The 10567-nt window shown below is 61.5% G+C and carries 9 protein-coding genes; 7 read left to right on the forward strand and 2 right to left on the reverse strand.

Going from position 1 to position 10567, the window contains the following annotated elements; genetic code table 11:
* Nucleotides 1-264: 264 nt before the first annotated feature.
* Nucleotides 265-1296, reverse strand: a complete 1032-nt coding sequence (locus LB557_RS20955) for a histone deacetylase family protein (RefSeq protein ID WP_015315928.1) — start codon at nt 1294-1296, stop codon at nt 265-267.
* An 82-nt stretch (nt 1297-1378) separates the two neighbouring features.
* Entirely contained in the window at nt 1379-2032 is a 654-nt protein-coding gene (locus tag LB557_RS20960; RefSeq protein WP_224641064.1) for a TetR/AcrR family transcriptional regulator, read from the reverse strand.
* A gap of 258 nt (nt 2033-2290) precedes the next feature.
* On the opposite strand from LB557_RS20960, the gene LB557_RS20965 reads away from it, so the two are divergent.
* From LB557_RS20965 to LB557_RS20995, 7 genes are all read left to right on the forward strand, one after another.
* Nucleotides 2291-3964 (forward strand): amidohydrolase, encoded by a 1674-nt coding sequence (locus tag LB557_RS20965; protein ID WP_224641062.1) that lies wholly within the window; start codon nt 2291-2293, stop codon nt 3962-3964.
* 140 nt (nt 3965-4104) lie between these two features.
* Complete coding sequence (locus LB557_RS20970) at nt 4105-5199, forward strand: ABC transporter ATP-binding protein (protein WP_224641060.1); 1095 nt, start codon at nt 4105-4107, stop codon at nt 5197-5199.
* The gene (locus LB557_RS20975) at nt 5199-6128 is read left to right on the forward strand and encodes an ABC transporter permease (protein WP_224641058.1); all 930 of its coding nucleotides are present in this window, start codon (nt 5199-5201) and stop codon (nt 6126-6128) included. The genes LB557_RS20970 and LB557_RS20975 overlap by 1 nt, the downstream gene beginning before the upstream one ends.
* Complete coding sequence (locus LB557_RS20980) at nt 6121-6933, forward strand: ABC transporter permease (RefSeq protein ID WP_027060103.1); 813 nt, start codon at nt 6121-6123, stop codon at nt 6931-6933. Before LB557_RS20975 ends, LB557_RS20980 begins: the two co-directional genes overlap by 8 nt.
* Nucleotides 6934-6976: 43 nt before the next feature.
* On the forward strand, nt 6977-8005 hold the full coding sequence (locus LB557_RS20985) for an extracellular solute-binding protein (RefSeq protein ID WP_181171167.1): 1029 nt from the start codon (nt 6977-6979) through the stop codon (nt 8003-8005).
* 67 nt (nt 8006-8072) lie between these two features.
* Nucleotides 8073-9269 (forward strand): serine hydrolase domain-containing protein, encoded by a 1197-nt coding sequence (locus LB557_RS20990; protein ID WP_224641057.1) that lies wholly within the window; start codon nt 8073-8075, stop codon nt 9267-9269.
* 32 nt (nt 9270-9301) lie between these two features.
* Nucleotides 9302-10483 (forward strand): serine hydrolase domain-containing protein, encoded by a 1182-nt coding sequence (locus LB557_RS20995; RefSeq protein ID WP_224641055.1) that lies wholly within the window; start codon nt 9302-9304, stop codon nt 10481-10483.
* The last annotated feature ends 84 nt before the right edge of the window (nt 10484-10567 follow it).

A 10567-nucleotide genomic window follows, 5' to 3' on the forward strand; every position in this document is an offset into this window, starting at 1 on the left:
GAGGACCGGCTGATTCGGGTCTAATCTACCCGCAGATGAATCCGACATCAAACGCGATTTGACAAAATCGAATCCGGTGGACTCGGCCTGCGACTCAGCGGCCAATTTCTTTGCATTTCCTGGGCACGGAAATCGAGCCGCGCAGGCCGGCCATGATTTTTGCGATGGGCTTACGCGGCGCCTCAGGATACAAAAAAGGGCGGCTGCCGCCACCCTTCCTTTGCCCGTCCTCCCCGCAGGCGCTGCGCTTGCTGGACGACCGCTCTACCGATCCTCGAACCCGGTCAGCACGCCGACGGCATTGATGCCGATCTCCTCGACGGCATAGCCGCCTTCCTGGACGAACAGCGTCGGCAGGCCGAGCTTGGCGATGCGCTGGCCGATCTTCGGATAATCCAGGCTTTTCAGCTTGAACTGGCTGATCGGGTCCTTTTCGAAAGTGTCGACGCCGAGCGAGACGACGACGATGTCGGGAGCGTAGGCGGCGAGCCTGGCGCAGGCATCCTCCAGCGACACGTTCCAGGCATCCCAGCCGGTGCCGAAGGGCATGGGGTAGTTGAGGTTGAAGCCTTCGCCGGCCCCCGCGCCACGCTCATCGGCATGGCCGAGGAAGAACGGGTACTCGACCATCGGATCACCGTGCAGGTTGAGAACCTGTACGTCGGCGCGGTCATAGAAGATCTCCTGCGTGCCGTTCCCGTGGTGATAGTCGACGTCGAGGATCGAGATACGCTTGGCGCCCTGGTCGCGGAACCATTGCGCGGCGACGGCCGCGTTGTTGATGTAGCAATAGCCGCCCATGAAGCCGGCCCCGGCATGGTGGCCGGGCGGACGGCAGAGCGCGAAGGCCGACCTCTCGCCGTCCTTGACCAGGCCGGCGGCGGTCAGGGCGACGTCAAAGGACGATTTGATCGCGGCCCAGGTGCCCTCGACGAAGGTGGCGCCGCCGTCGAAGGAATAGTAGCCGAGCAGGGCGTCGATGCGCTTGGGCGGCACGTCGCCGCGCAGTCCGCGCGTCGGCCAGGTGAAGGGCATCGCGGTGCCCGCATGGCCCTCGGCGATCCATTGCGGCCAGACGGTCGGCAAGAAGTCGATGTAGTCGGCCCTGTGGACGCGCTTGGCGGCGGCAAGGTCGTGCTCGACCGGCGCGATGATCGGCCCGAGCTTCTCGCTTTCGACCCGCGCCTTGATGAACTCCGCCCGCGAGGGCTTTTCGAAGCCGGGCACGATGGCTGAGGTGACCAGTTCCATCTGCCCGGCATGACCGGCGTGAAGCGGCGAATAGACAGTCTTCATGAAATTCCTCTCGAAGTGCGAAGCTAAGGCAATTCCAGGAAAGGTGTGAAGCGGTTTTCCGTCCGGAATTGCATTGAACCGGTCAGTCAAGGTTGAGGTAGGGGCTCACCAAGGCGAGCCACATGGTTTCCACATCGTCCTCGATGAGGTCGAACGTCCTGCGGTCCTTCTTCAGTCCAACGAGCCGGCAGACGTGCCCGACCTCCATCATCACCACGCCGAGCCGGCTGGCGATCTTGCCTTCGAGTGCGGGGTTCACATGCTGCAGCCATGCAGCATAGAGGGCGATGATCTGGTCGTCATATTCGTTCTGGATCGGCCGCAGGTCGGCATTGCCTGAAATGGCCTCGATCACCGGCATCAGGGTGGCGTTTTCGAGGTAGAGCTTCGACGTGTCGATGAACAGCTTGCGCACTTCCCGCCGAAATTCTTCGCGGTTGGTGGGCGGGGCGACCTTGATGCGCCTCGCGATCACCTCGGGAAAGGATGACAGCCAGCGCCGGGCGAGATCCAGAAGAATGGCTTCCTTGTTGGGAAAGTACTGGTAGACCGAACCGACCGACAGGCCCGCGCGCTGCGCGATGGCGAGCGTCGTCGGTGTCCTGGTTCCTTGCTCCCGCGTCAGGATCAGCGCAGCGTCGAGAATCCTGTCGACCACCTTGCTGGACCGTTGTTGCCGCGGCTGCTTGCGCGGCTCGAGCGCTATCTTGGTTTTGCGGTCGAGACTGCGCTTCACTGCTTGATACCCTCGTTCCCCGCCTGGTCCCAACACAAGCGGGGCGTGCTGTCCACAATACATTCTAAATCCGGCATGTTGACAAACGCGAATAATCAGTCGCATTCTTTATCCACACTGTCTCTTGGGATAACAAGGGAAATTTCGAAGACAGCGTACTGGCATCTATTTTTGTCCCATGGCGCCGCTCCTGTGGAGTGGGTCGTTGGGCACGGGGTTGTCGGGTCTAAAATCAGTCGTCAAAAGCGCGGAGTCGCGATGTCTGTTACGGGTGCGGGTCACAATGCGGATCTGATTGTCATCAACGGTCGTGTGCTGACCATGGACGGTGACAATCCCGCCGCCGAGGGCGTTGCCGTCAAGGACGGCGCCATCATCGCCATTGGCAGCCGTGCTGCAATCGAAGAGTTCAGGGGAACGGGTACAAAGGTCATCGACGCCGAGGGCGGTTCGGTGATCCCGGGTTTCATCGAGGCCCATATGCATCTGTTCGGCGGCGCGGCTGAACTCGACAATCTGCACCTGGCTGGCGTGCATGGCTTCGATGCCTTGCGCGATGCTATCCAGCTCTTTGCCGCGACGCGGCCCAATGCCAAGCTTCTGATCGGCGCCGGCGTCGACTATGCGGTCCTTCCCGAGCCGGTTACGCGGCATCATCTCGACAGCATCATTCCCGACCGCCCCTTCGCCATGTCGGCTTCCGACCATCACACGATGTGGGCGAACACCAAGGCGCTGGAGCAGGCAGGGCTTCTGCATGGCCGCCAATTGGGGCCGGGCAACGAAATCGTCATGGGCGCCGACGGACTGGCCTCGGGCGAATTGCGCGAAGGTGAGGCATTCGGTCCGATTCTGGAATTCTTTGGCCAGAACCGCACGCGGCTTGGCCTGACTGGCATGGAGCCGGAGCCTTATCCTTCGGCCGAGGAATTGGCTGCCGACCGCGATCTGATGCATCGCGGTCTCGAATGGTGCGCCAGGCATGGCATCACGTCGATCCAGAACATGGATGGCAACCTCTACCAGCTTGAATTGCTTGCCGGCCTGGAGGCGGAAGGGCGGCTTATATGCCGTACAAAAATCCCGTTCCATTTCAAGAACTTCATGACACTGGGCATGCTTGAAAAAGCGTCGGCTATGGCCGCGACCTATAACTCCGAATGGCTCTCCTCGGGCATGGTCAAGGTGTTTTACGACGGTGTGCTCGATTCTTGGACTGCCGTGATGGTCGACGACTACGCCGACCGTCCCGGCTGGCGCGGCGAGCCATTGTTCACGCCCGAGCACTTCGCCGAGGTGGCAGTGGAGGCCGACCGCAGAGGCCTGCAGATCGCCGTTCATTCGATCGGTGACGGCGCAGTCCGCGCGGTGCTGGACGGCTATCAGGCGGCGCGGGAGAACAACGGCAAGCGGGACAGCCGTCACCGCGTCGAGCATATCGAAGTCATCACCCCGACGGATGTACCGCGGTTCGCCGAACTTGGCGTCATCGCTTCGATGCAACCGCCGCATCCGCCCGGCGCCATGAACTTTCCGCTGGAGCCGACGATTTCGCGCATCGGTCGCGAAAGGTGGCCGCTGAGCTATGCCTGGCGCACGCTGAAGGATGCTGGCGCCCGCGTCGTGTTCGCTTCCGACTGGCCGGTCTCGCCGGTTGATCCGATCCTGGGCATCCAAGCGGCGGTGATGCGAAAGCCTTGGGCAGAGGGCTTGGCGGACCAGAGTTTCTCGCTGCATGAAGCGCTTGCCGGCTATACGGTCGAGGGCGCCTACAGCGAATTCATGGAACACCGCAAAGGCGTGCTGAAGCCGGGTTATCTGGCGGATCTGGTCGTTTTGTCGGCCGATATCGAGAGGACTGCCCCGGAAGCGTTGCATACGGTGCGGCCGGTGACGACCATCTGTGGCGGCAAAATCACCTACCAAGCCTGACTGTGGCATGGGGCTTGCTACCCCAAGAGTACACTGAACTGTGAGTCAATGCCGGGCTTGCCAACATACCGGGCGTGTGGTCACATCCAACAGGGGAACAGCTCCGCCAGCAAGAGCGGGGTCAACAGTGAGGCGTAATCGTGCCGGACAAACCGGATCGGAATGCGATTGAAGTAGTAAACGTCAGCAAAATTTTCGGATCGGGTGAGGGGCAGGTCGCTGCCCTCGACAAGGTCTCGGTCTCCATTCGCGAGAACGAGTTCTTCACGCTGCTTGGGCCGTCCGGCTGCGGCAAGACCACTCTTTTGCGGCTGATCGCCGGATTCGATTTTCCAACAGCCGGCGAAATCCTGCTCTACGGCCAGGACATCGCGCCCTTGCCGCCGTTCAAGCGCCCGGTCAACACCGTCTTCCAGTCCTATGCGCTGTTCCCGCACATGACGGTGGCCGAGAACATCGGCTTCGGCCTGGAAATGCTGGGCAAGCCAAAGGATCAGATCAAGGCGCGCGTCGCCCAGATGCTGAAGCTGGTCAAGATGGAGGCGCTGGCTTCCCGCCGCACCAGCCAGATCTCTGGCGGCCAACAGCAGCGTGTGGCATTGGCCCGCGCGCTGGCGCCGCAGCCGAAGGTGCTGTTGCTCGACGAACCCTTGTCGGCGCTCGACTACAAGCTGCGCAAGGAGATGCAGATCGAACTGAAGCGGCTGCAGCACGAGACCGGCATCACCTTCATCTTCGTCACCCATGACCAGGAAGAAGCGCTGACCATGTCGGACCGTATCGCCGTGATGTCGTCGGGCAAGATCCTGCAGGTGGGTTCGCCCTGGGACATCTACGACAAGCCGGCCGAACGTTTCGTTGCCGACTTCATCGGCGAGACCAACTTCTTGACCGCCGCCATTGCCGGCGTCAGCGATGGAAAGGCCCGCGCGACGCTCAAATCCGGGGCGATGATAAATGCCACGGTGGCGGAAGGCTTCCAGCCCAAGGACAACGCCACCGTGGTGGTGCGGCCCGAGCATGCCAAGCTGACAACGACCAAGGGTGATCTTTCCGGAACGGTCGAAAACATCGTCTATTTCGGCACCGATACGCACATTCAGGTCCGCCTCGACAGTGGCGAGGCCTTCACGGTCCGCCAGCAGAACACCCGCAGCGCAGGCTGCGGTTTTGAGCAGGGCGACAAGGTCGGCATTGCTATTGGCAACGACGCCGCACAGGTGTTGAGGGACTGATGGCAACCGCACTCTCAAAAGCCGCCTTGTTAGAAGCAGGTGCCGCCAAGGCCTCGGCACGGCGCAACCGGCTGCTCTCCGTGCCGGCGCTGATCATCATCGGCATTTTCGGCGTGCTGCCGCTCATCATCATATGCGTTTATTCGTTTCTCCAGGCCGCGCCCTATGGCGGCGTGCAATGGCAGTTCTCGACCGACGCCTATCTGAACTTCCTGTTCCAGCGCGATATTTTCGATGACACGCTGCAGTTCACACCGGACTTCCTGATCATCTACCTGCGCTCATTCCTGTTCGCCGTGGTGACGACGGTCATCTGCCTGCTGCTTGGCTTTCCAACCGCCTACTTCATGGCGACGCGGCCGCCGGCGCAGCGCAACTGGTGGGTGCTTTTGATCACTATTCCGTTCTGGTCGAACCTTTTGGTGCGTACGCTGGCGATCATGTTCATCATCCGCGACGAAGGATTGGTCAACAATGCGCTGATGGCGTTGGGTGTGATCGATAAGCCGATCACGATGCTCTATACCAATTTCGCTATCCAACTCGGCCTGCTCTATTCCTTTCTGCCGTTCATGATCCTGCCGCTTTATTCAAGCCTGGAAAAAATGGATTTCCGGCTGGTTGAGGCCGGCTATGACCTTTACGCCACTCGTCGCAAAGTGTTGTGGCGCGTGATCATCCCGCTGTCGTTGCCCGGCATCATCGCCGGCTGCCTGCTCGTCTTCATCCCGGCACTCGGCGCCTATGTCACGCCGCTGATCCTTGGTGGCGGCATCCATCTGATGATAGGGGATCTCATCGCCCAGCAATTCGGCTCGGGACGCAACTGGCCGCTCGGCTGCGCGCAAGCGCTGATTCTAATGGCCGCGGTGCTCGTGGCGCTGTACTTCTACGTTCGCAACACGTCGGGGAAGGTGCAGCATGGCTGATCCCCGCAACGTAGATATCAAGGATCAGCCGGGGTTCCGCACGATAGCCATCATATGCGTTGCCGTGCTTTACGTGCCGATCCTGATCCTGATGATCTTTTCGTTCAACACGGGTTCGCTTGTCACCCATTGGGAGGGCGTCGGCCTGACCTGGTACGGCACCGCACTGCTCAATGAGGAATTCCACAACGCCGCCGAGAACACGCTGATCATCTCGGTGAGCGCGACGATCGTTTCGACGATCTGCGCCACGCTGGCGGCGATCGGTATGACCCGGGTGAAGCCGTGGCGTGGCCTTCCTGCCGCCTTCATGGTCATAAACCTGCCGCTGATGGTTCCCGAGATCATAACCGCGGTGGCGACATTGTCCTTCTTCGCCCTGATCGCCGGGGCCTTCGGCCTGAATTTCGGCATCGGCAATCTGATCCTCGCCCATACCGTGTTCTGCATCCCCTTCGCCTACATGCCGATCCGGGCACGTCTCGAGGACATGGACCTGACGCTCGAATCCGCCGCGGCCGATCTCTACGCCACGCCGTGGCATGCGTTCCGGCGCATAACACTTCCCTTGCTTGTTCCCGGTATAATGTCGGGTGCGGCGCTCGCCTTTATCGTCTCCTTCGACGATTTCACCATCACGCAGCTCGTCGCCGGCCCCGGCCAGACGACCTTGCCTCTCTACATCTGGAACCAGATCAGGCGGCCGATGACGCCGGAGATCAATGCCATCTCCACTATCCTGCTGTTGGTCTCGATCCTCTTCGTCTCGGTGTCATTCCTGATCGCGCGCCGACGCGCCAAGTGACCAAAAGCTCCACGACAACAATGGGAAGGCAAGGAGAACAAAAATGTCTAGAAAGTTGATGGCGGCCGTTTCGACGGCCGTGCTTATGTGGGCAGTGCCGGCACTCGCCGACGGCGAGTTGCATATCTACAATTGGGGTGACTACACCAACCCCAAGCTGATCGATAAATTCGAGAAACAGTACAGCATCAAGGTAACGCTGGACGATTATGATTCCAACGAAACCATGCTGTCGAAGGTACGCGCTGGCAATTCCGGCTACGACATCGTGGTGCCTTCGGACTACACCGTTAAGATCATGGTCGACGAGGGCCTGCTCGAAAAAACCGAGCCCAATGCAATGCCCAACGGCAAGAACATCGATCCGCGTTTCGTCGACGTCTATTGGGACAGCGGCCGCCACTACACCGCGCCGTGGCAGTTTGGCACCACGGCATTCGCGGTCAACACAGACAAGTTCAAGGGCAACATCGACTCGCTGGCCATCCTCTTCGACCCGCCGGCGGAGCTGAAGGGCCAGATCAATATGCTCGACGATGTCAACACCGTCATGCATGCGGCCGAGCGTTATGCCGGCGTGCCGCGCTGCGGTGCCGACAAGGCCAATCTGAAGAAGGTCAACGACATCCTGATGGCCGCCAAGCCGTCATGGAAGACCTTCAGCTACGACACCATCACCAAGATTACCTCCGGCGACGTGATCGTGACGGAGCAGTGGAATGGCGCGACCTATCGCTCGCGGCAGAAAATTCCGGCCATCAAATACGCCTATCCCAAGGAGGGCATCGAGGGCTGGATGGACAATGTCGCGGTGCTGAAGGGCGCCAAGAACCTCGACAATGCCAAGCTGTTCCAGGACTTTATCATGGCTCCGGAAAACGCTGCGCTGATCTCGGAATTCGCCGGTTACGACAACGGCATTGCGGGCAGCCACAAGTTCCTGCAGCCGGATTTCGCCAATTCGCCGGAACTCAATCCGCCGGCAGGCGCGCCGGTAGCGGAATTCGTTCCGCCCTGTCCGCCAGATGTGGTGGAGATTTACAACAAGATCTGGACCAATTTGCGCAAATAGGTTCGGTCTAAAATCCAGCGGGAGGGAGGCTTTGGCCTCCCTTCTTTGCGCTTACGGGGAGGGTTCCATGACATCTTACCGCAACAGCGATCCGCGGCCGCCGATCATGCAAGGCTCGCCGCCCGCCATGCTGCCGCCGAGGCTCGACTGGGACAGGCCGCCCTGGAACCGCTGGGCTTTCCAGCACATACGGGAAATTCTGCCGACCGTGGAAGTCTGGCGCGGCGCTGGCCATCGCCACCGTCTCGAACGCGCCGAGGTCGATCTCGACGGGCTAGCGGTCGAGGACAGCGAGGGCAGGCCTTCGACACTCGCCGGTCTGCTCGACGAGACCTATACGGACGGCTTCCTGGTGCTCAAGGACGGCAGGATAGCCTATGAGCGCTATTTCAACGGCATGGACGAGCGCACGCTGCACCTGTCGCAGTCCATGGCCAAGTCGGTCACCGGCTCGGTGTTCGGCATATTGGCCGGGCGCGGCCTGATCGATCCGGCGAAGCCAGTGACGGACTACCTGCCGGAACTGAGCGCGACCGGGTGGGCCGGCGCCAGCGTCCAGCATGTGCTTGATATGACCACCGGCGTGCGGTTTTCGGAGGAATACACCGACCGCTATTCCGACATCGGCCAGGTCGATGTCGCCACCGGCTGGAAGCCGGTGCCACCGGGCAGCGATCCGGATTTCCGCTGGCCATCGCACATGTTCGAACTGATCCTGGGCTTGAAGGACACGGTTCGCCCGCATGGAGCCACGTTCGAATATCGCTCGATCGAGACGGACGTGCTCGCCTTCATCATGGAACGGGTGACCGGCAAGCGGCTGGCGCAACTCGTCTCGGAAGAACTTTGGCAAAAGCTCGGGGCTGACGAAAGCGCCTGCTTCACCGTCGACAGCGCCGGCTATGCGCTGGCCGATGGCGGCTTCAACGCGACGCTGCGCGACTACGCCCGCTTTGGCCAGCTGATCCTCGACAATGGCGGCGGCATCGTGCCGGCGGACTGGATCGAGGCGACGCGTACCGGCAGGCATGGTCCGGATTTCTCGGCCAGCCTGCCCGAGGGCAGCTATCGCAACCAGTTCTGGATCGAGAATCCCAGCTCGCGGGCACTGATGTGCCGTGGCGTGTTCGGACAGTTGATCCATATCGACTGGAACACAGGAATAGTCGTGGTGAAGCTGTCGACCTGGCCGGATTTCAGCAACATGGCCTATTCCAAGGCAACGCTGAAGGCCGTGCACACCATCGCCGCGGCGCTTGCCTGAGCTTCATGACCAATGGACTGGGAGGAAACGCCATGACCGGCAAGACCGCGTTCGAGACTCGATACCGATTCCGCCGCAACGAGGTGCTGCTCGGCAACTGGCGTGTGAGCCCGTTCAATCGGTGGTCGTTCCAGAATCTCGGCGAACTGGTGCCGACCGCCCGGGTGGCGGCAGCGCCCGGCGCCGCAGAAGCCCCTCCGCGAGACATGGACGGCTTGCTCGGGGAAAAGGTCACGGTCGCGACTGCACCGGAGACGGTGGCTGAATTCCTCCTGCGCTCCAGCACCGACGCCCTGACGGTGATGAAGGGCGGCAAGATCATTGGCGACTGGTTCGCGCCGCATATGGAGTTCGGCGCGCGCCACATCATCTTCTCGATCAGCAAATCGGTGACCGCGATCATCGCCGGCATACTGGAAGGCGAGGGGGTGTTCGACCCTGAAGCGCCGGTGACGGACTATATCCCCGAAGCAGCCGGCTCGGCCTATGGCGATGCAAGCGTTCGGCATGTGCTCGACATGAGCGTCAGCCTCGACTTCGAGGAGGCCTATCTCGATCCGGAAAGCGCCTTCGCCCGCTATCGCCGCGCGACGCTGTGGAATCCGGGCGGCGGCACCGAAAGCCTGCGTGAATTCATCCTTACCCTGCAGCGGCTTGCCGAGCCGCATGGCCAGACCTTCCGCTACCGCTCGCCCAATTCCGACCTGCTCGGCCTGCTGCTCGAGCGCGCCTCGGGCCAGCGCTTCACCGACCTCATGCGCGAGAAACTATGGCTGCCGCTTGGCGCCCTCAGCGAGGCCTCTGTCGCCGTCGACATGGAAGGCACGGCACGCACCGCCGGCGGCATTTCGGTGACGCCGCGTGACCTGGCGCGCCTCGGCGAGATGATGCGGCAGGGCGGCACCGCCAATGGCCGCCGCATCGTGCCCGAGGCCTGGGTGCGCGACACCACCAGCACCGGCGGCAGCTCGGAAGCTTGGCGGCGCGGTGCCATGCTGCCGCTGTTCCCGAAAGGCCGCTACCGCAACAAATGGTATCAGACCGGCTTCGAAAATGGCGCCTATTGCGGCATCGGCATCCATGGCCAGTGGCTTTATGTCGATCCCAGCACCGAAGTGGTGATCGCCAAGATGTCGTCGCAGCCGGAGCCGGTCGACGATGCGCTGGATATCGAGATCGTTGCGTTTTTCGAGGCGCTGAGCCGGATGGTCTAAGTGGGCAGTCGCGTGCGATTGGTGATGTCGGCGCTGCCCCTCATCCGCCTGCCGGCACCTTCTCCCCGTATAGTGACGGGGAGA

The sequence above is a fragment of the Mesorhizobium sp. BR115XR7A genome, assembly GCF_020165315.1.
In the GTDB taxonomy this organism is placed as follows: Bacteria; Pseudomonadota; Alphaproteobacteria; order Rhizobiales; family Rhizobiaceae; genus Mesorhizobium; species Mesorhizobium australicum.

Excerpts from the sequence above, each read along its gene's own strand:
- LB557_RS20955 (WP_015315928.1), bottom strand. The coding sequence starts at position 1,296 with ATGAAGACTGTCTATTCGCCGCTTCACGCCGGTCATGCCGGGCAGATG.
- LB557_RS20965 (WP_224641062.1), top strand. The coding sequence starts at position 2,291 with ATGTCTGTTACGGGTGCGGGTCACAATGCGGATCTGATTGTCATCAAC.
- LB557_RS20975 (WP_224641058.1), top strand. The coding sequence starts at position 5,199 with ATGGCAACCGCACTCTCAAAAGCCGCCTTGTTAGAAGCAGGTGCCGCC.
- LB557_RS20980 (WP_027060103.1), top strand. The coding sequence starts at position 6,121 with ATGGCTGATCCCCGCAACGTAGATATCAAGGATCAGCCGGGGTTCCGC.
- LB557_RS20985 (WP_181171167.1), top strand. The coding sequence starts at position 6,977 with ATGTCTAGAAAGTTGATGGCGGCCGTTTCGACGGCCGTGCTTATGTGG.
- LB557_RS20990 (WP_224641057.1), top strand. The coding sequence starts at position 8,073 with ATGACATCTTACCGCAACAGCGATCCGCGGCCGCCGATCATGCAAGGC.
- LB557_RS20995 (WP_224641055.1), top strand. The coding sequence starts at position 9,302 with ATGACCGGCAAGACCGCGTTCGAGACTCGATACCGATTCCGCCGCAAC.